The organism is Sporosarcina newyorkensis (assembly GCF_900167515.1).
In the GTDB taxonomy this organism is placed as follows: Bacteria; Bacillota; Bacilli; order Bacillales_A; family Planococcaceae; genus Sporosarcina; species Sporosarcina newyorkensis.
The window spans coordinates 44,219-69,070 of record NZ_FUYJ01000012.1; the positions used below are offsets into that span (position 1 = coordinate 44,219).

At 39.7% G+C, this 24,852-nt stretch carries 23 protein-coding genes, 1 pseudogene and 1 riboswitch; of the genes and pseudogenes, 6 read left to right on the plus strand and 18 right to left on the minus strand.

Annotated elements, in window-relative coordinates; all coding sequences use genetic code 11:
• Positions 1 to 17: 17 nt before the first annotated feature.
• Together ahpF and ahpC are read right to left on the minus strand one after the other, a co-directional pair.
• Positions 18 to 1,547 (minus strand): alkyl hydroperoxide reductase subunit F, encoded by a 1,530-nt coding sequence (gene ahpF / locus B5D59_RS17280; protein ID WP_078818793.1) that lies wholly within the window; start codon positions 1,545 to 1,547, stop codon positions 18 to 20.
• Positions 1,548 to 1,559: 12 nt separating this feature from the next.
• Positions 1,560 to 2,129, minus strand: coding sequence for an alkyl hydroperoxide reductase subunit C (ahpC, locus tag B5D59_RS17285; protein WP_078818794.1), 570 nt, complete (start codon positions 2,127 to 2,129; stop codon positions 1,560 to 1,562).
• A gap of 467 nt (positions 2,130 to 2,596) precedes the next feature.
• Positions 2,597 to 2,763, plus strand: a riboswitch (M-box (ykoK) riboswitch).
• A 231-nt stretch (positions 2,764 to 2,994) separates the two neighbouring features.
• On the opposite strand from ahpC, the gene mgtE reads away from it, so the two are divergent.
• Positions 2,995 to 3,987 carry a magnesium transporter gene (mgtE, locus tag B5D59_RS17290; protein ID WP_078818795.1) on the plus strand — a complete coding sequence of 331 codons (993 nt, stop codon included), beginning with the start codon at positions 2,995 to 2,997 and terminating at the stop codon, positions 3,985 to 3,987.
• A gap of 156 nt (positions 3,988 to 4,143) precedes the next feature.
• Here the strand turns inward: mgtE and B5D59_RS17295 are convergent, their stop codons facing one another.
• Positions 4,144 to 5,283 (minus strand): zinc-dependent alcohol dehydrogenase, encoded by a 1,140-nt coding sequence (locus B5D59_RS17295; protein WP_009498806.1) that lies wholly within the window; start codon positions 5,281 to 5,283, stop codon positions 4,144 to 4,146.
• Between the two features lie 378 nt (positions 5,284 to 5,661).
• On the opposite strand from B5D59_RS17295, the gene B5D59_RS17300 reads away from it, so the two are divergent.
• Positions 5,662 to 6,222 (plus strand): MEDS domain-containing protein, encoded by a 561-nt coding sequence (locus B5D59_RS17300; protein ID WP_078818796.1) that lies wholly within the window; start codon positions 5,662 to 5,664, stop codon positions 6,220 to 6,222.
• A 41-nt stretch (positions 6,223 to 6,263) separates the two neighbouring features.
• On the opposite strand, the gene B5D59_RS17305 is transcribed toward B5D59_RS17300, so the two are convergent.
• The 5 genes from B5D59_RS17305 to B5D59_RS17325 form a co-directional block, all read right to left on the minus strand.
• Positions 6,264 to 6,839 carry an exonuclease domain-containing protein gene (locus tag B5D59_RS17305; RefSeq protein WP_078818797.1) on the minus strand — a complete coding sequence of 192 codons (576 nt, stop codon included), beginning with the start codon at positions 6,837 to 6,839 and terminating at the stop codon, positions 6,264 to 6,266.
• Between the two features lie 303 nt (positions 6,840 to 7,142).
• On the minus strand, positions 7,143 to 9,266 hold the full coding sequence (locus B5D59_RS17310) for an ATP-dependent Clp protease ATP-binding subunit (protein ID WP_078818798.1): 2,124 nt from the start codon (positions 9,264 to 9,266) through the stop codon (positions 7,143 to 7,145).
• Between the two features lie 334 nt (positions 9,267 to 9,600).
• On the minus strand, positions 9,601 to 10,215 hold the full coding sequence (locus tag B5D59_RS17315) for a sterol desaturase family protein (protein ID WP_009498810.1): 615 nt from the start codon (positions 10,213 to 10,215) through the stop codon (positions 9,601 to 9,603).
• 16 nt (positions 10,216 to 10,231) lie between these two features.
• On the minus strand, positions 10,232 to 10,927 hold the full coding sequence (locus B5D59_RS17320) for a GntR family transcriptional regulator (protein ID WP_009498811.1): 696 nt from the start codon (positions 10,925 to 10,927) through the stop codon (positions 10,232 to 10,234).
• 484 nt (positions 10,928 to 11,411) lie between these two features.
• On the minus strand, positions 11,412 to 12,050 hold the full coding sequence (locus B5D59_RS17325) for a GGDEF domain-containing protein (RefSeq protein ID WP_040759878.1): 639 nt from the start codon (positions 12,048 to 12,050) through the stop codon (positions 11,412 to 11,414).
• 292 nt (positions 12,051 to 12,342) lie between these two features.
• Here B5D59_RS17325 and B5D59_RS17330 point away from each other — a divergent pair, with 292 nt between their 5' ends.
• The gene (locus tag B5D59_RS17330; protein WP_040759880.1) at positions 12,343 to 13,191 is read left to right on the plus strand and encodes a pyridoxamine kinase; all 849 of its coding nucleotides are present in this window, start codon (positions 12,343 to 12,345) and stop codon (positions 13,189 to 13,191) included.
• Between the two features lie 186 nt (positions 13,192 to 13,377).
• Positions 13,378 to 14,256: a DMT family transporter gene (locus tag B5D59_RS17335; protein ID WP_009498816.1), complete on the plus strand. Its 879-nt coding sequence runs from the start codon at positions 13,378 to 13,380 to the stop codon at positions 14,254 to 14,256.
• Between the two features lie 133 nt (positions 14,257 to 14,389).
• Here B5D59_RS17335 and B5D59_RS17340 read toward each other — a convergent pair whose 3' ends face one another.
• The 8 genes and pseudogenes from B5D59_RS17340 to B5D59_RS18740 form a co-directional block, all read right to left on the minus strand.
• Entirely contained in the window at positions 14,390 to 14,677 is a 288-nt protein-coding gene (locus B5D59_RS17340; RefSeq protein ID WP_078818799.1) for a hypothetical protein, read from the minus strand.
• A 489-nt stretch (positions 14,678 to 15,166) separates the two neighbouring features.
• On the minus strand, positions 15,167 to 16,150 hold the full coding sequence (locus B5D59_RS17345) for a sensor domain-containing diguanylate cyclase (protein WP_009498818.1): 984 nt from the start codon (positions 16,148 to 16,150) through the stop codon (positions 15,167 to 15,169).
• Positions 16,143 to 16,571 (minus strand): alpha/beta fold hydrolase, encoded by a 429-nt coding sequence (locus tag B5D59_RS17350; protein WP_009498819.1) that lies wholly within the window; start codon positions 16,569 to 16,571, stop codon positions 16,143 to 16,145. The genes B5D59_RS17345 and B5D59_RS17350 overlap by 8 nt, the downstream gene beginning before the upstream one ends.
• 285 nt (positions 16,572 to 16,856) lie before the next feature.
• Positions 16,857 to 17,714: an ethanolamine ammonia-lyase subunit EutC gene (eutC, locus tag B5D59_RS17355; protein WP_040759882.1), complete on the minus strand. Its 858-nt coding sequence runs from the start codon at positions 17,712 to 17,714 to the stop codon at positions 16,857 to 16,859.
• A 16-nt stretch (positions 17,715 to 17,730) separates the two neighbouring features.
• Positions 17,731 to 19,092: an ethanolamine ammonia-lyase subunit EutB gene (locus B5D59_RS17360; RefSeq protein ID WP_009498821.1), complete on the minus strand. Its 1,362-nt coding sequence runs from the start codon at positions 19,090 to 19,092 to the stop codon at positions 17,731 to 17,733.
• A gap of 313 nt (positions 19,093 to 19,405) precedes the next feature.
• Complete coding sequence (gene bluB, locus B5D59_RS17365) at positions 19,406 to 20,053, minus strand: 5,6-dimethylbenzimidazole synthase (RefSeq protein ID WP_078818800.1); 648 nt, start codon at positions 20,051 to 20,053, stop codon at positions 19,406 to 19,408.
• 86 nt (positions 20,054 to 20,139) lie between these two features.
• Positions 20,140 to 20,511: a methyl-accepting chemotaxis protein gene (locus B5D59_RS18735; RefSeq protein WP_425441363.1), complete on the minus strand. Its 372-nt coding sequence runs from the start codon at positions 20,509 to 20,511 to the stop codon at positions 20,140 to 20,142.
• A 60-nt stretch (positions 20,512 to 20,571) separates the two neighbouring features.
• Positions 20,572 to 20,964: pseudogene (locus B5D59_RS18740) on the minus strand (PAS domain-containing protein); the annotation flags it as partial.
• A gap of 341 nt (positions 20,965 to 21,305) precedes the next feature.
• Here B5D59_RS18740 and B5D59_RS17375 point away from each other — a divergent pair.
• Positions 21,306 to 21,962 (plus strand): reverse transcriptase-like protein, encoded by a 657-nt coding sequence (locus tag B5D59_RS17375; RefSeq protein WP_078818802.1) that lies wholly within the window; start codon positions 21,306 to 21,308, stop codon positions 21,960 to 21,962.
• 339 nt (positions 21,963 to 22,301) lie between these two features.
• On the opposite strand, the gene B5D59_RS17380 is transcribed toward B5D59_RS17375, so the two are convergent.
• Entirely contained in the window at positions 22,302 to 23,348 is a 1,047-nt protein-coding gene (locus tag B5D59_RS17380; RefSeq protein WP_078818803.1) for a hypothetical protein, read from the minus strand.
• Between the two features lie 89 nt (positions 23,349 to 23,437).
• Entirely contained in the window at positions 23,438 to 24,352 is a 915-nt protein-coding gene (locus B5D59_RS17385) for a hypothetical protein (RefSeq protein WP_245799562.1), read from the minus strand.
• Positions 24,353 to 24,536: 184 nt separating this feature from the next.
• Here B5D59_RS17385 and B5D59_RS17390 point away from each other — a divergent pair, with 184 nt between their 5' ends.
• The gene (locus B5D59_RS17390; RefSeq protein ID WP_078818804.1) at positions 24,537 to 24,830 is read left to right on the plus strand and encodes a hypothetical protein; all 294 of its coding nucleotides are present in this window, start codon (positions 24,537 to 24,539) and stop codon (positions 24,828 to 24,830) included.
• The last annotated feature ends 22 nt before the right edge of the window (positions 24,831 to 24,852 follow it).

The window sequence follows — 24,852 nt, forward strand, 5'->3', positions numbered from 1 at the left end:
TAGTTCATACCCATTCATTAATTCCGGACTAGATAGTCGAACGCACTTAAAGATGCCGTCGCTCCTGATCCCATTGAAATAATGATTTGTTTGTACGCACTATCCGTACAGTCTCCTGCAGCAAATACTCCAGGTACATTTGTCGCTCCACGCTTATCGACAACGATTTCGCCGAATTTATTGCGTTCGACTGCATTACCAAGCCAATCTGTATTCGGCACAAGACCGATTTGAACAAATACGCCAGCTAGTTCGATATGCTTTTCCTCACCTGAGTCTCGTTCGATGTACGTGATACCATTCACACTGTCGGTTCCTGTAATCTCTTTCGTTTGAACATTCTTGTGAACCGTTACATTCGGAAGACTATACAGACGTTCTTGCAGAACAGAATCAGCCTTCAACTCAGATGCAAATTCAAGAACGGTTACTTTGTTCACAATTCCGGCTAGGTCAATTGCGGCCTCGATACCGGAGTTCCCTCCGCCGATGACAGCAACGTCTTTGCCTTCAAACAAAGGACCATCACAGTGTGGACAGTATGCGACCCCTTTATTTCTGAATTCAGCTTCGCCAGGGACGCCGACATTACGCCAACGGGCTCCTGTTGAAAGAATAACGGATTTACTTTTTAGAACAGCACCGTTTTCTAGCTCGATTTCGATGAGGTCCTTCTTTTCCAAACGTTTTGCAGTCTGTAAATTCATCACATCAATATTATAGTCTTTGACGTGCTCTTCTAGACTTGCCGCAAGCTTAGGACCTTCCGTACGATTCACACTAATGAAGTTTTCGATCGCAGCCGTGTCAAGAATCTGCCCACCGAAACGATCGGCAACAATACCCGTACGGATACCTTTACGAGCGGCATAAATTGCAGCACTTGCACCAGCAGGTCCACCACCAACGACTAGTACATCAAATGGATCTTTGTCAGCGAATTCTGATGCATCTGGCCCGCTTCCCATCTCAGCTAGAATCTCTTCCAGTGATTTACGGCCGCTCGAGAACGGTTCTCCGTTCAAGTATACCGTTGGGACAGCCAGAATGTTTTTACTTTCGACTTCCTCTTTAAACACTGCGCCATCAATCATCGTATGAGTAATATTCGGGTTTAACACACTCATAACATTAAGTGCTTGTACAACTTCTGGACAGTTTTGACAGCTCAAACTGATATACGATTCAAAGTGATACTCGCCCTCGATATTTTTCACTTGTTCGATTACTTTCTCGTCTACTTTCGGAGCTCTGCCGCTCACTTGCAATAGAGCAAGAACTAATGAAGTGAATTCGTGTCCAAGTGGGATACCGGCAAACGTAATGCCCGTATCTTCACCGATCCGATTGACGCTAAAGCTTGGTGTTCTTTCCAAATCCACCATTTCTACTTTAATGCGGGATGACATAGTGGCTAATTCATCCACTAATGACGCCATTTCACGCGAAACCTTGTCTTCTCCCACACTAACTTTTAGCAGCACATCTCCCTCCATCATTTCAAGATATTGGGCTAATTGTGCTTTAATATCTGCATCAAGCATTATTAAATCTACTCCTTAAATTTTACCTACAAGGTCTAGGCTAGGCTTAAGTGTTTCTTCGCCTTCTTTCCATTTAGCCGGGCAAACTTCCCCTGGATTGTTGCGAACATATTGTGCTGCTTTGATTTTATTAACAAGAACGCTTGCATCCCGACCGATTCCGTCTGCATTGATTTCAGCTGCTTGGACAATGCCATCTGGATCAATAATGAATGTACCGCGTTGTGCTAGACCTGCTGCTTCATCCAACACATCAAAGTTGCGTGAAATTGTTTGAGAAGGATCACCGATCATAATATATTCAAGTTTGCTAATCGCATCTGAGTGATCATGCCATGCTTTATGTGTGAAATGCGTATCTGTTGAAACAGAATATACTTCAGCACCAAGTTCTTTAAGTGTCGCATATTGATCTTGAAGATCTCCTAATTCAGTTGGACAAACGAATGTAAAGTCTGCTGGGTAAAAGCAAACGACACTCCACTGACCCTTAAGATTTTGTTCAGAGACCTCGATGAACTCGCCAGTACCACTATTGTACGCTGATGCATTGAATGAAAGTATTTCTTTTCCAATTAAAGACATGAAAAATTCCTCCTATGTGTTGTGTTTTTTTGCATAGTTAGTTTAGGACATTTCATCGCGCCCTAAACTACAGTAATAATTAAATTCCAACTATCACTGCTTAACTATAATAATTCTAATTACATACTCATTATTATATAAACTCTATTCATTGTCAATAATAATACTCTCGGCAATCCAGAAAACTGTGTTAATACGCCAATAATGAGACACAAAATTACATCGGACTACAAAGTAATATGTTATTTACGATCTCTAAACTGAAAGGAATGTATTTATTTCAACCTTCGATTTCTCAATTAACGTGCTGAATTATTGTTCAGAGAATATTCCCTCCCCCTAATGAAAGATCTATATTAATTTTTTAATTAGACAGTATCCTAGTACCATATTGAGTAAAAGTCCGCCTTGGTTTGACAAAGCATTGAATGGCCTGTATAGTGGGTTTGCAATTGATAATTGAAGTTAGGATTCCTCGTTAGGTGAGGCTCCTATATGGAGATACGCTACTGCCCAGAAATGTCGAAAGACACCAATGGGTCAACAGGAACTATCGACCTAAGGTAGTTTTTAATGTAGCTGGATGATATCATCCTATGCCATATAGTGCTAAAGCTCTACGAAGAGGGTTTATTTGATGATATTGTTTTTCTATTGAACACCCTTCTTTCGTAGAGGGGTGTTTTTTCATTTTTCGAGGAATCAACAGCTAGACGCTATTCATGAAAGGAGGTGATGGGGATGTGTAGTCCGACGAGCTCAGAACCCCCCAGTTGGTTAAGATCCAAAGAATTGAAAATTAAAGAGAATACGTCCACTCCCCCTCATCTCGTGCGGAAGTGGACGGACTAAGGAGGCCCACATCATGAACAACATGACGAATGGCGTTTTCAAACACGAAACGACCGGCACACTTATGAAAGAAGGGTTTATCGCCCTTCAAGATACGTATACAGCTGAGAATGCTATTTCCCATCTTCGGAAAAACGTACAAGGAAGAACAAATATCCACTACTTGTATATCCTTAATTCGGACAGTCAACTGATAGGTGTATTATCCATCCGCGAACTACTTGGCGCTTCAGATGATGAATGGATAACAAACATTATGGAGACAGATATCATTTCGTTTCCAACCGATTTAGACCAAGAGGAGGCGGCAAAAGTTTTCCGTGATAAAGACCTCGTATCGATTCCTGTCGTCAATCGTGCAAACCAACTAATCGGTGTTATCCACGTTGAAGAGATTTTAGATGTAATTCAGCAGGAAGCTGATGAAGATATCCGCAAGCTTTCTGCTTCCGGGAAAGAAATCGATTTTCGGACGAATCCTTTCGTTGCTGCTTGGAGAAGATTGCCCTGGCTTGTTTTATTACTATTCATCGGTCTTATATCAGGTGGTATTATTGAAAGGTTTGAAGCTACATTAGAGGCGGTTGTTGCACTGGCATTTTTCATGCCGATGATTGCCGGGATGACCGGAAATACAGGAACACAATCACTCGCTGTTGTTGTCCGCGGTCTTGTTTCAGAGGATATTACGTTTAATAAGTCGATGAAGCTTTTATTTCGAGAATTGATTGTTGGGATTATTATAGGCATTACATGTGCGATTGTTATCGCAATCATTGCCTTTGTATGGCGGGGGAGTTTGACGCTTGGTCTTGTCGTCGGCTCATCACTTCTTGCCACACTTATAATCGGGACACTTGCAGGAACGGTTATCCCGCTCCTTCTTTACAAATTCAAAGTCGATCCTGCCGTAGCATCAGGTCCGCTTATCACAACCATTAATGATATTTTGTCGCTTCTCATCTACTTTGGCATCGCGACCATATTCATTTCGAAACTAATGTGAAAAAAACTTAGTGAGAGGCACCAGATCCATTAAAGGTTCTAAATTGTTTAGGGATCTGTTGCCTCTCACTGATGTCTAAAAAATCATTCTGCTTATCTGTAAATCAATCGTTCGTTTACACACTCATGAAGGGTTTTCATTAAGCCACTCAAAATATTACGGTTTTAATATCACTTTTATACAATTATCTTCGTGATCGTGAAACTTTTGGTAGGCATCCGCCGCATCGTCAAGTGGTACAACATGAGTTATGATGTCCGTCGGATCGAATTTACCTGAAGTAATTTGCTCAAAAAGCAACGGCATTGTATGAACGACTGGAGCTTGACCCATTTTCAATGTTACGTTTCGTTCCCAAATCTTACCGAGCGGAAAAGCATTATACAGAGATCCATACACACCTGTCAGCTGAATGGTTCCAAACTTACGGACAGATTCCAGTCCGATTTCAATCGCACTCGTCGTACCGCCTTGCAGTTTCATCTTTTGTCCGACCTTCTCGAGAACATTTTTCTTGCCATCCATACCGACACAATCGATAACGATATCAGCTCCACCATGTGTCAATTCCTTCATATGATTGCCGATTTCATCCATCTCATCAAAGTTAAACGCTTCCACTTTATTTGTTCGAACGGCGTGCTCGAGTCGGTAGGGCTCATGATCGATCGCAATGACCCGCTCTGCGCCTTTTTGCCACGCAAACTTTTGAGTAAGAAGTCCAACCGGTCCGCAACCAAGAACAATGACGGTGTCTCCTTTTTTCACTCCGGCATGCTCTACACTCCAATACGCAGTTGGCATGATGTCAGATAGGAATAAGAGTGATTCATCCGGCAACTCGCAGCTCTCAGGAACAACGAAAGGAATAAAGTTTCCGTACGGTACACGCAAATACTCCGCCTGCCCGCCCGGATAATTTCCATAACGCTCTGTGAATCCTAGAAAACCACCTGTGTCCACGTGAGGATTCGGATTGGAATTGTCACATTGACTCTCCATGTCATGTTGGCAAAAGAAACACTCCCCACAGGACAAGTTGAAAGGAATAATAACACGATCCCCTTTCTTCACCTTCACCACGCCTGGACCAATTTCTTCGACGATTCCCATAGGTTCGTGCCCTATGACGTAATCTTTATGTGTTGGCATTGCACCTAGGTAGATGTGCAAATCCGATCCACAAATTGCTGTAGAAGTAATCCGAACGATAATATCATCCGGCTTTTCAATTTTAGGAGCCTCCACTTTTTTCACTTGAATATCTTTCGCTCCTTGAAATGTCACTGCCTTCATACTGTCTCGCCTCCATTCAATTTAAGCTTCCCTTTCATTAAAGATCTATACGTACCAAGCACCTGCATACTTTCCCGCGTCTGAATTCAACTCAGGTGGTTTGAATGCCAGCCTGAATAGCGGTTTGACGTGCCCTAGTAAGAGGTATACCCACATTTAGGTTAAGAAAATCAATTTTAATCTACCGCTTCTTTAGGAAAAAGGTTTTCATAGCTATTGAATAACTTTCAAACAAGCGGTGAGTACCTATAGATGATCGTAGGCTATTCTGAGTGTTTTCAGATTTTTATATGGCCTAATAGGAGTCAAACCCCCTATAGTGCCATTTGTAAGTTTTACGTATAATGGAACTATTGATAATAAAGAGGGGGTAGTGGCTTGAAAATTTCTTTAGAACAGTTAATTTCAGAAAAAAGAGATTTACATATTTTGTACTTATACATGGATGACGAAGAATATAAACGCCAAATTCTCACTTTCATTGAAGAAGGTATTGCAGCCGGCGAACAGGTTATTGTAATAGAAAATGACAAATTTACCGTCGAGCTGCTCAAGGTGCTGAATAGTCACCTTTCAAGTATAGAACTGGGTGCCGTCCACTTCGTCAATAGCTTGTACTTCTACAGTTCTACCGGCAGTTATAACCCTTCAGCTATTTTTAAATACTATCAGGAAACTATTCAGCCCTATGTTGACAAAGATATACTATTCAGATCATGGGCCCACGTTGAATGGCCTAGCGCAAATGAGCCTCACCACCTGGTCAGAGATTGCGAGATGGCAGGTGACAGCCTGATCAAAGAGCATGCGTTTCCCCAAGTGTGCGCATATGCGAAGAATAGAACTCCAGCCAATCTTACCAAGTTATTGCTAGAAACCCATTCCTATATATTGAGGGAAGATGAACTATCCCTCTGTCATCGAAAATCTCCCATGTAACTTTTTCACATGGGAGATTTCAGGAGGCTATTTTGATCTATTTAATTTCGCAATTTCATAGGTTTTTTCAACGGATTTTTATTCATTAAGTAGGAAATATACGTAGCATCCTCAGCTAAAGTTGGATGAGAGAAATTCAGTAATTCGGCTAAATTTTTGGCATCGTCAAGTGCCCTATGCGCATGATCCACTTCAATTTGATGCACTTTCAATAGTTGTTGCAATTTGCCATTTTCAAAACCATAATCTTTCCATCTAATTTGCCTGACAGAACAATACCAATTCATATCCAAAGTTTCAGGCAATAATTTGCTGACAAAACCTCTATCAAAAGTAGCGTTGTGCGCTACAATGCCATCTGCTTTTCGCAACATAGAAAGAATTTTATCCATATCAAGCACTCTTCCACGTACCATTCGATCCGTAATTCCTGTGATATTTGTGATGATTGAAGGAATAGAAAAGAACGGTTCTTGAAATTCACAGTACTCTTCCGTTACCCTGCTGATCCGATTGTTTTCAAATTCACCTAACATAACCCCTAATTCAATCACTTCACTATTATCCGAACTCATACCTGTTGTCTCCACATCGATGAACGCTATATGTTTACTCATAGGAAAACTCCTTTTAGACTATGTTGTTCTATTTGCTCATTTTCGTTAACTTGAAGTTATCCGCCAACGAAATCCTATCTACTATTATATCAGCAAGAACACAGGCAGAGAAAGTGTGATGCTTTTATGTAAAGCAATGGTGACAAAGATTTGTATCACTTGCACCTTACAGTTTTAAAAAAGTAATCACCCGCTGTAATAGCAGAATGATTACTTTAAGTACCTTTTTAACTGGTCAACTGCTTACGCATGTCAGTTGACCAGTTGTTGACGCATCTCGCCTCTTTACTGAAACAGCATTCATTACACTTTCTGTACTACAACTTCTTCTTCTACAACATCCACGTTAACTTTTTCTACATTTTCTTCTTCTAAAAGAAGGTCTGTCAATGGATCTTCAATTTTCTCTTGGATCACTCTGCGTAATGGACGGGCACCGAAACGCTTGTCGTAGCCTAATTTAACTAACGCTTGTTTTGCTTCTTGAGTGATCGTAATCTCGATTTGCTTTTCCTGGATGGCGGCTTGTAAATCCATCAGCATCAAGTCCACTATTTTCAGGAGGTCCTCTTCTGTTAACTCATTGAACGCAATAATCGCATCGAAACGATTAAGAAACTCTGGTTTGAAGTAATCGCCTAAAGTTTCAAGCATAGTTACGGATTCATGTTCTGTTCGGTTGAATCCTACACTTACTTTTTTCACGCCTGTACCGGCATTGCTCGTCATAATAATGACCGTATCTTTAAAGCTGACAGTGCGACCATGTGAATCGGTCAATCGGCCATCCTCCATAATTTGCAAGAACATATTTTGCACATCAGGATGTGCTTTTTCAATTTCATCGAGCAATAGAATGGAATAAGGATTTCGTCGGATTTGTTCGGTCAATTGACCAGCTTCCTCATGACCGACATACCCTGGAGGTGAGCCAATAATTTTAGACACCGCATGTTTTTCCATGTACTCACTCATGTCGAGACGAATTAACGCATCGCGCGAACCGAATAATTCATCTGCCAAGACTTTCGTAATTTCTGTTTTACCGACACCCGTAGGACCAACAAACAGGAAGGATCCAATCGGACGGTCTTTTGATTTGAGACCAGCTCGGCTACGGCGAATCGCTTTTGCAATTTTATCGACCGCTTCTGCTTGACCGATAACTTGTTTGCCAAGGTTATCCGCAAGTCCTTTCATTTTTGCTTGTTCTGCCGCCTGTAGCTTCGTTACAGGGATTCCCGTTTTCTCTTCAATAATTAGCTCGATATCCGCGACAGAAACTTCTGCATATTTCATTTCACCATTCTGTTTTGAAGCTTCCAATTTTTCCTGCAGCTGCATCTCTTCCTGACGTAAACTCGCCGCTTTTTCATAATTCTCCTGCTCAGCCGCTCGCTCTTTTTGTTGGATCACTTCCTGAAGGCGAGTTGTAAGAGAATCCGAATTTGAGGACATCAGTGTAAGGTTTAAACGAGCACCCACTTCATCCATCAAATCAATCGCTTTATCCGGTAAAAAACGATCTTGAATATAGCGTTGCGATAAGTTCACAAAAGCATGCACTGCTTCGTCTGGATAGTGCACTTCATGAAAATCTTCGTAACGGTCCTTAATTCCGTTTAGAATTTTAATCGTATCTTCAGCGGATGGCTCCTTTACGAGAATCGGTTGGAATCGTCGCTCAAGTGCTGCATCTTTTTCAATTTGACGGTATTCTTTCAAGGTTGTAGCCCCAATGAGCTGTAAACTGCCTCGTGCCAGTGCCGGTTTTAGAATATTACCCGCATCCATCTGCGATCCTTCTGCAGTTCCTGCTCCAACGAGCAAGTGAATTTCATCCACGAACAAAATGACATCTTCTCGTGTTTCCAGCTCTTCAATTAGCTGTTTCATCCGTTCCTCAAATTGACCACGGATTCCAGTATTGGTGACGAGAGACGCAACATCCAGCACATACACTTCTTTGTTCATCAATTTCACCGGCACATCGCCCTCATAAATCTTTAAGGCAAGCCCTTCGGCAATTGCTGTTTTACCGACACCTGGTTCCCCAATCAGCACAGGATTATTTTTGTTTCTTCGGTTTAATGTTTCAATAACACGTTTTACTTCCTGATCTCTTCCAATGATGGGATCAATTAATCCGTCCCTTGCGACATTTGATAAGTTTTTACCAAGTTGGTCCAACAAACCCGGGGTTTGATTTTCTTCTGTTTGTCTCACTTTGGTCTGTGCTTTTTTCCCGCCACTCGCTTGGAAGAAGTTATTTGCTTCAGTATTGAATGTCGGCACTTTCCCTGCTGTCAATTGACCTTGCATTTCTTGAAAGCACATATGGCAAATATGCATTTGCATCGCTTGGTGATTCACTTGGAGTCTCAAACTCATCGTTGCTTCGTTGTTTCCACAGTGTTGGCATCTCATAATTAGTTCCTCCTTATGATTTTCTTTTATATAAGACAACGGATGTTGACTTTGACTATATTTGACCTAGTTTTTATTTTATACTGACCTTCTTTGACTTTCAAGAAATTTGCTCGTTTTCATCGCTTATCAGTATTGTAGATATGCACTTATAGATTTTGTATAGACACACTAGCGACACCTTACACCCTTTTATTACTTCCCATCCTTTTCATGCTTAAATATGCCATGAAAATACCCTTTTCTTTCTTCTAATTAGAGAGAAAAGGGTACATTTCGTTTTAATTATTCTTCATTTGTTACGTTAATCAATAACAGATAAACCTTATTGTATTCAACTTCGCCCCTCTAAATTTTTGGCTGTCGCACTTTTCTCAACTTGATTCTGCTTCTTATACGTACCAAAGGCTTTGTCTACAGATGTATGCGTTACACCGAACCAGTAGTTTTCATTTTTAAAATGGTGCCAGAGATGCGCTTTCTTTATTTTCTTTCCTATTTTTGTGCGTGGTTGAATTGGCTTATGCGCGATATAATGCTTCCATTCATAATACAAAAAATAAGCCATGATCCCAGCAAGAAAAGCCATCGTCAGCTGCAGATTCGCTGTTATTGAATAAAAGATAATTGAAGCAATGATAAAATTGGGTAGACTGAACCAAACTGGTAAGAATAATAACTTCAAATTATTAGGATCTACATGATGATCGAAATGTAAGCGCTTGATCGTTTTCAGCAAAAAAGGGTTTGTCGGTGTTTTCATATGAAATAGAAATCTGTGAATTAAATACTCACTTAACGCATATGCCGTCATCCCAATTATGAAAGCAATCCAAGTTCCAATTTGCAACATATTTAAAATGGTGTAGATAACGAGCGGAAAAAACAGCAAAAGCATTATCAAAATATCGGGAAAGGCAGCAAACTCTTTATAATACTTTGCATTCATTTAATTTCCCCCAAAATCATATTCTCATCCTGTTTTTTTCAGTAGAAATATGGCGATCCCACAAAGCATAACTTTTTCGCATCATCGAATGTGCAAGTTCTTCTGCTTGTTGATAGTCCCCTTTTAGTGCTACCTCCATCAATTTTTTATAGTAATTTAATGAAGCTTTTCGACAAAAAGAAAGGGAGAAGTATTTCATAGCCATTTTAACATAGACAGGTTCAAAGCTATTTAGTGTTAAAGAAAAAATTGGATTTTTCGATAATCTTGCTAATTCTTTCTGCATCTTCCAATCATAGAGCGCAAACTGCTCCTTACAATCTATCAATTCATCCACTTGAGATAGTATGGAGACGACTTTTGGATGGTTTAGCATGACAGCTTTTTTGACATATTGCGGTGTCAATGCAATTCGTAATTCCAAAAAGTACAGAACGAAAGTATCTGGTATATGATCAAAATGCTGTACAATATCTATAATTGTCGTAATGTTTCCATCATGCCAATAATCATTCACAATTGCCGGTTGGCCTTTTCTTAATGTTAACCAACCTCCATAATTTAAACGTTGTAGAATCTCCCTAATTGCAGGCCGTCCCACCTGATAAATTATTGCCAGCTCTCTTTCTGTCTCCATCTGGCTTCCTGCTGAAAATTCTCCCTGAATAATTGCTTTGATTATCTCTTTTTCAATATTTTTTGTTCGACTCACTGAATCCCCCTCTTGGTAAGACCAAAAGTTTTCTTTGGTATTACCAACACTGTATAATATTCTGAAAAGATAGTCAATATGATAATTTTATTTGAACTATATATGTTGAATTATAGTTTTTACATGAGTTTGTTCAGAAATGGACACTCAGTTGATTGGAGTGGAAGGCGGCGAAAAGGAAAAATATGCTCCCAACGCTTTGCTTATGCTCGCAGGAGCGAAGCGACGAGGAGGCTCGCCTGCGCCCCCCGGAAAGCGTCCGCCTGGTACGTAGATCAACGGGTTCTACGTTTTACTTTGAGTGTGATTTATTTATTTCAGTTTATATAGTTATATAGTAGTCGCTGAATTGTTTGAGATCCGGTATTCTTCACTAATAGCAAAAGAAGCCTCTCAAAAGTCTAATGACTCATGAGAAGCTCCTTTTCACTATTTACTCAACCGAATTTAATATATTGTAGAAATGCCTGCTGAACCGCATATACTATTTCTCTCTTTTCATATCATACATCGACGTATCGGCTTTCCGAATCAACACGTCAAAACTCTCACCGTCATCGGGATAGACAGCAATGCCGATCGAAGCTTTGATGGAAATGTTCAAATGTATTCCTGCATGAGACAAATCCTCTTTTAACTTTAGAATATAATCTAAATGAAAATCTTCTTTACTATCAGGAATTATATGCACGAATTCGTCACCTCCCCAGCGAACTAGGAAGTCTTCTTTCTTTGCATTCATTTTAATAACATCGGCAACGCATCGTAACAGTTCGTCTCCTTTTTGGTGGCCTAATCTATCGTTTACTTCTTTAAAATCATCCAGATCTATAAGTACAATCCCAAGCTTTTTATTTTTCATTTTACAAATGCCGGCCTGCTTTTTAAATACTATATCAACTGTACGTCTATTATATGTATTCGTCAGGGGATCTTTTTCCGCGTAGAACTTAACTAAATCGTATTGCTTCCCTCCAACCCATGCAACAGCAAAGAAAATAGCTGTTAAAATAAAGAAGCTTGCTTCAAAGGGTAACCCCATGTATTGATGATAGTAGAAGTACCGTATCACATTAAACAGAATGACAATTCCAACAGCAATGAACCTTCCTCTGTAACTCATACCTCACTTCCCAACTTCAAACACTCCTATCTATTATTATCCTACATCATATAGTAAAAACACCTCGGACACTACTGTCTTGAAGATTATAATAGAATGTTTTTTATGGGAAGCATCCAAGCCTTTATCATTCACCTACCGATACCCATCCTTCACACAATTTCATTGGAAGGTTTCTCCATTATTGATCAGCGAAAAAAACTACCTGACGTGCTGGAAGTTTTAAAATTCAATATGAAAACGGGTATGGTATGATGGAATAAATTCACTACACACATTCATGGAGGAAGTTATGAAAAAAGTCGCTGTTATACAAGATCTGTCATCGCTCGGCAAATGCTCTCTGACAGCTGCGATTCCTGTTCTTTCGGTGATGGGAGCCCAAGCGTGTCCTTTGCCGACGGCCATCTTTTCTGCACAAACGGAATACACGAGTTTCTTCTGTGAGGATTTAACAGCTAACATGCCACGTTTTGCAGAGGAGTGGAGTAAGCTGCATGAAACTTTTGATGGAATCCACACCGGCTTCATTACAGGAAAAGAGCAAATTACCCATATTATCAATTTTTTGGATAGTTTTTATAAAGACAATACCATTTTGCTTGTAGATCCCGTGATGGGAGATATAGGAGAAGCTTATAAAAACTTTGATGATGGCTTACTGAAGCAAATGAAGGAACTCGTCAGACAGGCAGATGTTATTACACCGAACGTAACAGAGTGCTGCCTGCTGACTGGATTATCGTATGAGTCCCTACATCGTTATACAAATGAAAAAGACTTTTTACAAGCGATTCAAGAAGCAGGTCAGCAACTCGAGCGAGAAACCGATGCCCACATCATTATCACCGGAATCAATCCGCCAACTGCTCAAACGGTTACGCAATCGATTGGAAATATGTATATCAGCGATGCAAAATCCGTCTATAGCTCCGTTCCGTACAACGGAAGAAGTTATTCCGGCACCGGGGATTTATTTTCATCGGTATTGATGGGCAGTCTGATGCGCGGAGAAGATTTAGCACACGCAATTCAGCTTGCAGAGACATTTTTAACGGCAGCCATTCAGGACACAGACTCGGAAAAAACTCCTGCTGTGGCGGGGGTTAATTTTGAAAAGTTTTTGAGATTGTTATTGTGAAGTTGCTCAAAAGAGTGTTTTAAGGGCTTAATGACTTATAGTTGGAACCAGTGTCTAATATATCTGATTAGAGTTCGTGGTAGGTACGCGATTGTTTAGGGTCCCATCGCTAAATCTGAAAACCGGCATGCTTTCTCAGGTTATGATACCATGCTTAATGGCACTCATTTTTAATCGGAGGGTATTATGACCAATCTAAATAAAAGTATTTTATTATTAATAGCATCAGCATTAGGTTTTTCACTCATGACGCTTTTTGTGAAACTATCTGGCGACGTGCCGACCTTGCAAAAAACTATTTTCCGCAATGGCGTGTCGATGATCATCTCATTTTTCTTTGTCATTCATTTCAAAGAAAGTCTGTTTGGCAAGCGGGAAAATCAACCACTCCTCCTATTGCGCTCCGGACTTGGGGCACTCGGCATCATTTTGCTATTTTATGCAATTGACCATCTAGTTCTGGCAGATGCCGATATGCTTAACAAAATGAGTCCGTTTTTCACCATTATTTTTGCAGCTATTTTTTTGAAAGAGCATGTTAAGCCATTTCAGATCTATAGTATACTCGTCGCCTTTTTAGGAACTCTGTTCATTATCAAGCCGTCATTCTCACTCGATATTGTTCCGTATGCTGCCGGAATTTTGTCTGCTATTTTTGCCGGGGGGGCTTATACGGCACTGCGGGCGCTCGGCAGACGCGAACAGTTCTACACAATCGTATTTTATTTTTCGACTTTCACGACAGTTATCCTGCTGCCATTTGTCATTTATGCATACCAACCTATGACAATGCAGCAGACGATCTACTTACTGATTGGCGGTGTCTTTGCGACAGTTGGACAATTCGGCATCACACTCGCATATAAATACGCTCCTGCAAAAGAGGTCTCTGTTTTCAACTACTTTACAGTCGTATTCACGGCACTATTGGGCTTTACTTTCCTTGGACAAGTACCAGATTTTTATAGCATTATTGGCTATGTGATTATTTTTGGAGCTTCGTTCTATATGTTCTTGAAAAATAAAGGCGGAGAAGAAGTTTCTGCAGATTTGGCGAAAAAATAAAATCTTTGCGGGTTAGATACCTTTCAACAAGAAGAACAGTGTCTGATCCGCTTTTTTGTCCAATTAATTCAATTCTTTAATGAACAATAGCGAAGATGTATGGCGTTGTGCTCGATACTTTAATAAGGCGTTATCATTTTAGCTCCTCTAATAATTCAAATGATAAAGCAATGACTTTAACTTTTAACTGTTCCAGTTCTTTTAGCTTTTTATCTAATGCCTCTTTATCCCATTGATAATACTGTTCTGGTAAAGGATGATGTTGCAACTGACTATAAAACTCATCAAAATCATAATAAATAAATTCATAACCTTCTTGTCGCAAGGTACATAATTCAGCACAGCCTTTAACGATATTTTTCCTTCCAACAATCATCTGTTCAAGAATTTCTTTAACTTCCTCTTTTATCGTGTTCGTCATAAGAATGCCTCTCCTTTTTTAAGAAATGCGTCTTTCTTAAAAACTAGTGTCCTTAATGAAGAAAAAATATCAGCCTCTACTAACATTGTAAACAGCCTCAATACCCAGTCCACCAGTGAAAAAATAGTTGCCGTCGCCAAATGATTTAAACACAAACACTCTTTCTTTCAATTCGTTTTTATTCAAATCAATTCACTCGTGTTTTACCAGAGTCTTGAATATGCGATGTTTCAGAATGTATTCGATAGGATGTATACCTTTTTATTTCGGGCTAACTTTATTACACACGTTTTCCATACTTACATTCACATCCACTATAGCGGCATATCAGAATAGTCTCAAACAAAATAAAACAGCAAGTCGACGGTGCAATGCCGCCAGCTGGCTGTTTAGTATTTCTTGTCTTCAGTCGATTGTCAGGTTTATACCTGACTAAACGTAACGGTATATCCGAACCAATTAAAATGGCACCAGTGAAACACGGGCTCCTTATTTGTGTACCAAATCATTAGCATGGGTGACTTGATTGCGGCCGCGGTTCTTTGAAACATAGAGTGCACGATCTGCTCTTGATTGCAAAGTATTTTCAGTATCTCCTGATAAGCTTGTTGCTACTCCTATACTTATCGTGATGTTGGGCATGTCCCAATTTGCTTTTTCAACCCGGGAACGAATCCTCTCCGCGATTTTCAAGGCTTCTGATTTATTAGTGTTCGGCAGAATTAATGCAAATTCTTCTCCTCCATATCGAGCGGCAATATCATCTTTTCTGGATTCGTCTTTCAGTATTTTCCCCAACTCACGAAGAACATTGTCGCCCATCATGTGCCCAAAATTATCGTTTATGTTCTTGAAATAATCTATATCAATCAGTAGAAGTGAAAGTGTTTGGAACCGTTCTGAGTGTAAGGTGACGTTTAAACTTAAATTTTCCTGTAAGCTGCGTCTGTTCTTGAGATCAGTTAGTTCATCTGTAACAGCTAATTTTTGAAGCTTTTTATTTAACTCCAGCAACTCATTTTGCTTGGACTCCAATTCATGTCGCAGAAGATCCAACTCAGCTATTTGCTTTTTCTTCATCTTATTACGCGTGTCCGTTTCCCTCTTGACTGCAAGAAGCGCCTGCTCATACTCATATCGCCGCTTCATCGGTACACATACACAATCATTGAACATCTTCCCGTCACGCTCATTTCTGAAAGCATTAAGGAGTATGGGAATGTCCTGTTCAGTCTTTGATTTAAGTGAAATGTACATTTCTTCCACTTTATTCTGAAGCCGGATCATCGGATAAAAGTAAAGTTGATAAAATGATCGGCTAGCAATAGGTAAAATCAGATTGATATGCCGGCCCTGTACCTCGTGAAAATTATACCCTAGTAAACCGAGCAACGTCTCATTAATTTCCAGAATTGCACCTTCGTCATCAAGCGATAAATATCCGCATGGTGCAACGTTTAATTGTTCATCCATTTGAAGTGTAGCCCACAAAAGTAGTTGTCAAATATTTATTTATCAAACGGACAGTTTCCTCAGGATGGCTCACATGAGGACAATGTCCTGTTGCTTCCATTAAGTAAAGCGTGCTTTCTGAAAGCGTCCGATGCATATACCTTCCAACTTCAATCGGAGCAATTGCATCATCGGAACATTGAAGAATGAGTGAGGGTACCGTAACTTTTAGTACATCTTCCCGATTGTCAGAGAAAAATGTCGCTATCGCAAATTGCCGGGCGACAGTTGGATCCGTCGAGCAAAAGCTCTCCTCTAATTCTTTCGACAGCTCCGGCCGTTCAGGGTTTTTCATGATAACTTGAGAAAGATAATTTGCCCAACCGATGTAATTCATCTCCATCATATCAATACCGGAGAATACATAACTGTAGCCATTCAAATGACCTTCCTACAGTTGTGTTTCGCGTTGCACCATACCTTCTGCATTAATGTGTGCCACTTCCGCAGCTCACGCCTAAAACCCCTTACTTCATTTCAACTGCATTTACCAACATTGTTGTCTCTTGAGTGTTCACTCACTGCTAAGAGCTAATGCGTCAACTACTTAATAAAAGTATTTTTTCATCAATAGGAACTGTACTCCAATTTTTTATTCTTTAAAAGAAAGAACTTATCAGCTCTAAACGCTCCGCCATGATTACTCCTATTCAAGTTCAGTATTTCTCTATAAGTTAATATTACTTTTTCGGGCAAACGAAATTCCTGTACACTCAGCTCGAAGCATTTGCTCAATCAGCTCAGACAAATGGGCACCAGCTTCAACCGGGGCAAGTCCCTCTTTATGAATATTAGAAATCACTGTCCGATCGGCTTCTACTGATTTTTCATTTGGTCGATAGATCATGTAGGCGCTCAAGCTTTCATCTGTATTTAAGCCAGGGCGTTCACCTATCAATGAAATGACAAGACTGCAATTGATGATGGCTGCTACTTCGTCCTGTACCCATACACGCCCTCGCTTAATAAAAATTGGCTTTGCGGTGCTAATGTTTTTCAATTGCAAGCCCTGCATCAAGGCAGGAAGCAAGTCCTCTATATTTGCCTCTATAGAAGAAGAGCTTAACCCATCACAGACAATAATTTGGACATCTTTATTCTTATCTCCATTCTCCTTTAACCATGCAACAGATTCATCAGACAACTTTCGTCCAGAGTCTAGATCCATTAAGTAAGTCTTCATATCCTTTGCTTTCGTCTCTAGTTTTTTCAGTTCTATTTTTTGAAGGAATTCATCACTTACATCTTTTAAAATCGCATCTTGGGCAGCTGCATGGTCAATTAAAAATTGTAAATAGCTTGTTGTTTGCATACGTGTTCCAGTTCTTCCAATACCAATTCGGGCAGGCGTAATACTTTGCGCTCGATCAATGGATGCAGCATTATGCGGCTCTTTCACCCCTTTTATTTGTTTCTCCGGAAAACGTATACTGTCCTCTTTTATTGGTTCGACGTATTCTTTTATCACTTTCTTTTCCTTCGACAATTCTTCTACTACTTTTCGTACAATCTCCTGAATATCCATGTTGCCCCTCCTTCCTTTAATCAAAAATTGATAAATCTCCAGCACGACTTGTTAGCTTTCCGTCCTCCATCAACCCCATATTCTCCATCCATTTTTCAAATTCGCGAAGTGGTCGTAACCCAAACATCTCGCGTAAGCTGGCATCGTCATGGTAGCTTGTATCTTGATAGTTCAGCATGACATCATCTCCGCCTGGTACTCCCATGTAAAAGTTGGCGCCTCCAAGTGCAGTGAGCATACCGGCTATTTCCTGATCATTTTGGTTTGCATCCATATGATTCGTGTAAGTTGGTGCTATGCCCATCGGCAGTCCGTGCAATTTCCCCATAAATAGATCTTCAAGGTCTGCTCTGATTAGCTGGCGTCCGTCAAAAAGTGTTTCCGGACCAATAAAACCTGAAACGTTATTCACCATGAAAGGCTTCCAGTGACGTGCATATCCATAAGTTCTCGCTTCAAGGGTCTGCATGTCGACACCATGAGCTGCATTTAACGAAACTTCCGAGCCTTGTCCCGTTTCAAAATACATATAGTTCGGTCCTGTCGATGTGCCATATCGAGCCATCATCTCGTACCCTTCATCCACAATTCCTTTAGAAATACCAAATGCTTCGTTGCCCTTTTGTGTACCGGCTAAACTTTGAAACATCAGTGCAACAGGTGCACCCTGTTTTAAAGCCTCCATTTGTGTCGTGATATGAGCCAACACACAGTTTTGCGTTGGGATTTTCCATTTTTCCATAAAGTCATGCGACAATGTATAAAGTCTTTTTAGTGATTCAACCGTATCCACATTCGGATTAATACCAATAACTGCATCTCCCGCTCCGTAAGACAGCCCCTCTTTTATTGAATACAAAATTCCTTCCGGCACATCATTTGGATGATTGGGCTGGCACCGAAATGCTAGTCGGCCCGGCTCCCCTATCGTCGTATTGCAATGGGCTTGATATTTCATTTTCTGTGAAGCAAGTACAAGGTCCATACTTGACATGAGTTTGCTGACTGCCGCAATCATTTCACTTGTTAATCCTCTTGAAATTTTTATTAATTGATCCGGACCTGTTTCATACGAAAGAATATAATTTCTTAATTCACCAACTGTCCAGTTTTGTATATCTTTATAAATCGTCTCACTAATGTCATCGTAAATCAGTCGTGTCACTTCGTCTGTCTCATAAGGAATAACTGGATTCTCATAAATATCTTTCAGTAGCATCTCGCTGAGTACTACCTTTGATGCCATGCGCTCAAGTGATGATTCAGCTGCGACCTGCGCCATCACATCACCTGATTTTGGTTCACTTGCTTTTGCCAAGACGTCTCTTACCGACGAAAACGAATAATGAGTTCCTTTTATCACACAGGATAATTTCAACGTATAACACTCCTTTTTTGATAACGCTTACAACAAAACGAAAAAACGCCTTCATCCCCTGAAAATACTCTTCAGAGGAGGAAAGGCGCCTTTGCCTTGAATATCATTTTGTTAATTCATCACTATCTTACACTACTAATATTAATTTCGCAAAGAGTATTTTTACTATTCAAAAACGACATAATATTATAGAAGCATCTGCAGTTTAATGATATTAGGAGTACATTATGATGGCTTCATTCTAAAATCTTAATTATGTCAGGATCTGTCGTTTGTCAAAAATAAAAGATCTCTTTTAAAGCAATGCTTTTTATTATTTTTTACCCCACTTATTTTCAAAGATAAGATTTTCTAATGATCGTCTTTTCTCCCAATTAGCTGATTCCAAAATAGGCTTATCGGGATAATTTTCAGTATAACCAATAGATAAGAGCGCAATAGGATCGATATGAGGTGGTATTTCCAAAATATCTCGTACATCGTTCTTTTTATAAAAACTCACCCAGCCCATTGCAAGACCTTCTGCACAAGCAGCTAACCACATGTTTTGAATAGCGCAAGCTGTCGATAAAACATCCGTTTCAGGTATGGAATTACGTCCCAGTACATGCGAGCCTCCTCGCGTAGGGTCGCAAGTTACACAAATAGTAATCGGAGCTTCTTTTAACCCCTCAACTTTTAAACCAAGAAATTTTGTTTCTTTGGCGCCTTCATCTTCATAATGAATAGCCAATGCCCGTCTTTCTTTCTCCGCTGCCCACGCTAATTTTTCTTTAGTTTCATCAGATGAAACTAAAATAAAGTTCCAAGGCTGCATAAATCCAACTGAGGGTGCATGATGAGCCGCCTGTAATATGTTATGTATCGTGTCCTCAGGAATAGGAGTGGATAAAAAACTTCGCACATCTCTCCTATTATAAATAACTTTATAAATCGAATCTCTTTCTTCGTTAGAAAACATAAACCATCTCTCCTTCTATTTTCATAAATTATATGCTGCTCAGGTCCCATTAAATCCTCATTTATCCAGGATTCAGACAAACCTTACTAATTAGCCAGACTCTCAAATTCCTCCATCGTATTACTAATTTCAGATTGGGTCTCAATGACTTCGCTTTGAGATTCTTTGGTTACATTACGAACTACTCCGACTCCCTTTGTAATGGTTTCTACGTTTAAATTCACTTTTTTAATCGCTTCGTCTACATTGCTTGCTAACTTTCGCACTTCTTCCGCCACTACAGCAAAACCACGTCCATGTTCTCCGGCTCTAGCTGCCTCAATAGCTGCATTCAATGCCAAAATATTTGTCTGTGAAGAGATATTTCGTATTGTATTAGCCGTGTCACTTATAGAATTAATCTGTTCTCTCAATAACTCAAATGCCTTCATATTTTCCTGAGAATTTTCATTAACCATATTACCTAAATTTATAGACAGGTCTTTTAATTGAGAAACGATGGTCCGCACTTGGTTTTCACGTTCTGTAATATCGGTAGCAATTTTGAGGACAGCTTGTACCTTGCCCCCTTCATCCAACACAGGAATATAGGTAGCTTCCAGCCATAGCAAAGTACCACTTTTACCGACCCTTTGAATCTTCTGCTGAAACTTTACCCCTTTTTTCAGATTACTCCATAACTCATTATACTCTTTACTGTTAGCGAAATCTGCGGTGCAGAATTGCTTATGTAATTTACTTTTCACTTCATTTACAGTATATCCTAAAGTCTTTGCGAAATTTTCATTTGCCCAAATAACTTCTTGATTCAGATTGAATTCTATCATCGCTAAATTAAACTCTAAGGCTGCTAAAACATTTGTTTTATCTAATACTTGAGTACTTAAATTTATACTTGAAGAGACGCGCATGTAGTAAAACACCCTTTCACTAGTTTATTTAACTTCATTTAAATAAGCTCTTCTAATTATATTAAATTATTTAATAAATAGTAATAAGGCCTATTATTTTTCCGACAGGATAAACTTTAGTATCACTAAGTCAATACTACAGGAAAGCGAGTTATATAGCCATGCTTGCAGCATAAAACAGCCCTGGAGCCACTTAAGATAAAAATACGTGTAGAACGGGTATACAATTTTAAAGATGAGAGAAAAAACATATCACTATAAGGACTTGGGTACAGATTAGTCTTATTAAAGCTATAAAAACATTCTTTACTAGCCACACTGATTATATTGGAGGGATTTTGATGAAGGTGCTAATTGAATGGACGTATAGATCACCGAAGGGGACAGAAACTGTCTTCAAGTCTGAGGAAATGCCAGCAGCGCAGGCATTATTAATTGCTAATGATTTGGAGAAGACCGGACGTGCAAAACAGTTGGTTTTTATCGACCAATTTGACAGTTCATGGACAGTAAAGGAATTGAAGGGCTATTTGAAAGGGATTGAGATGGAGCCGCATAATATCATTGTCTATTTCGATGGAGGATTTAACTGGGAATCGAAGGCAGCCGGCTTAGGCTGTGTCATCTACTATGACCAAAACGGAAAGTCATACAGACTTAGAAAAAACGCAGCTGTCGACGGGCTAACTTCAAATAATGAGGCTGAATATGCAGCACTTCATCTTTGCCTGCAAGAGCTTGAGTTTCTTGGGATCCAACGTTTACCTGTCCAGATTATCGGAGATTCCCGAGTCGTCATCAATCATTTGAGTGAGGAGTGGCCGGTTATTGAACAGGATTTATACAGTTGGGCAGATAAGATTGAGGCGAAGATGAAATCGCTTGGGCTTCAACCGCAGTATGAACTCGTTTCACGAAAGGCAAATGGTGAAGCTGATCGGCTGGCTGCACAAGCATTGGCTGGGATTGAAATCATCGCAACTAGTGAAATGGTATAGGAAAATACAGGGAGGGGACCGGGTAAGTGTAAGTAATGTGGGATAAAAACGAGCAATGTGAAGATTCGTGAAATCTGTCCGTTACAAATTCACTGAAATGCACTGGGTCCAAATGGATTTTTAGAATACCTTGGGACCCGGCACCTCTATTAATAAAATAAAAAAAATAAACTTTTTGCCTGCTCTTTACTTGGCTGATTACCAAGTCTCCAAATGGATCTTTAAAGTGTAATTACTCTTCTGGACACATTCTATGTCGCGTCACGAGCACACTAAAATTACTATTGGATTATGATAGGTGTTAGCTGAATCGAATCGGTACCCGTTACTTTGTGTTAATCATTTCCTCTCTGTCAATTGCCTTTTATTTTCAGCTATAATTCTTTCGAAATAGGATAGTTCAGTTTGTTCAGCAGGTATATCTTGATCTGGAAATGAATCCTTCTCTATCTCTGAGCTTTCAACTATGATGGATTGATCCGCCAAGTCATCTGAGAAAGTGTAGGTTGGTTGATCAATTTCGTGTGGTGGAGCAACGGTCTCTTCATGTCGTTTTGTTTCCCTCTCTATCGGCTGAATCTTACTCGGTTCCATTACAGCAGGGACTTCATCCGATTTACTCGATACCTCTTGATAAGAAAGTGGGGCTACAGGTACAAGATTTTCCGCTGACCCGTTCAAAATCGAGTCAAACCTGTTATATGCCTTTCTCATTTCTTTTAACACAGCGTTATATTCAATCGATTCCTTAAGCAAATCCTTATAAGACGCATCATAAAATTTAAATTGAAAGAAAGGAAATATTTCATCGTCTATCTGAAGAATCAGTTCCATGGTCTTCACTTTGTCCATCGGCATGTTCATAGTATTGGTCGATGCATGTTTCTTATTTTCTCCGCTGATCGTTGAAATATCGGCAAACTCTGGAGATGACATAATAATAGTATCATCCTCCACGATCGCGGCAGCCACAAGATCTGTGAAGTCATAATTCAACAACTTATAGGACATTCCTAATTTCGGTTTTCGTAAAACGTTGCCTTTCCCGTCTTCAGCGTACCATATGTATATACGTTGTTTATCATGGTCAATTACAATTCTCTTTAATAAATCAATTGACATGATGGATGGCATTTTCTCAAAACGTGGTTGACCACTGTTCAATGAAAGCAAGATTTTTTTTTGTTTTTCTTTATAACCGTCCTGCATTAGTTGGCCTTGTCCGATAATAAAGAGACCAACTAAAAATACAATGACTGAAATAACAAATCCAATAAACCCAAACCCATTAAACAAGGATATAACGAAGAATCCCACAGCAAGTATGGGAAGTATGCAGCCAATGCCCGTTAAAAATTTGGTGATTCCTGTAGAAATAATGTTCATCCCCCTTTAGCATCTCATCCAGCGAACACTAATAAAAGATTCCGGTTCCGTCTTGTATTTCAAATTACTCGTTGACCTGGTATCGCGTATCAAATCTCATAATAATAGACTTCCGTTCCATCTAAAAACAATAACTGATTTCCGCGAGTACTTCTTGCACTAGACTGAATGGCTACTCCATTAGGTTTTATAAATCGAATATGTTTCTGCGTTCTATAGCGTGAACCTTTTCGCTTCAATTCGTAAAAACCATCATGATTTCCATATCCCCCGTCCATCAGCAACATATCTTCTTTCACAGCAAACAAGTTTGCTCCTTTTACGTCAGGCACATAATAATCTGTATGACCTTCAACACGGACACCGATGTGAAAATCCGAATAATAGTAAAACCATACTTCCTCATTGGATACAATATTCATTGCATAACAATCATCAATATAATGTTCTCCTTCTGGATCGTGCCACTCCAGTTGGCGACCGAAAGAGTCCCAATGAATTAACCCTTTACTTCCGATCGGTTCATCCCAGCCATAATTCCCAAAAACACCTTCGTCAAAATAACTCGTCCAAATCGTATTGCTGTCTGTCACATACAAATCTTGAATGCCATCTCCCAAACAAAACGAACGGATACACTGACCTGCACTAGTATATACCCGTGCATTTTTTTCAATATGATCAGCATCGTGATAATAAGAGCGGGCTCCGGCCAATAACACTTGATCATCGTCAATAGTCTGCACATAATGATAGTTCCATTTTTCATCAGGCAGATCTATCACCTTCTTTTCATTGCCTTTCATGATGATCACTTTGTAATGGTATTGTTCCTTTGTGACGGTGGAAGGAAAACTTCCTCCTATCAAAGGAGGGTATTCTCTCACCAATAAAAAACACCATTCATTTTGTGGACCGATCGCAATTGAAACAGGTGAAAAATCTTGCATTTCCCCCGATAAATCTGCGACAGGCGCTAACGAAATCGTTCTTGTTTTTTTCAAAGCGTATCACCTCTAGGTCCTGTATGTGTATATAAACGTAGCATAAGTTGTCGAATTCTTAAACATATTTAAAACTTGTAATAGGAAAAGTAGCGACCCCAAAAGATTGGGTCTCATCCCATTCACCAACATTCCCTATTTCGTATATACTTAGAATCACAACTTATCAATGGAGGGTCGGACAATGGAATTCAGAGATATCAATGAACAAATAATACAGAAATACAAAGAGGACGAAACGCTTATGATTCGCCTCTTTGTACAATGGTGTGCGAATCATGAACTGGATCCGCAAATGCTCTATCGAAACGCTTATCCAAACCAACCAGACAATGCTGCATTATTGAGTGTCATGGAGGAAGATGACGGGTTGGATGAGCTCCAAATCGATAACGAAACTATGCTTGACGTACTCCAACTTTTCGGTAATGAAGACCTTGCTTTTGCAGTTGCCGATGAAATTCAACGTCTGAATTAGTGTAAGATGACATCCACCTGCT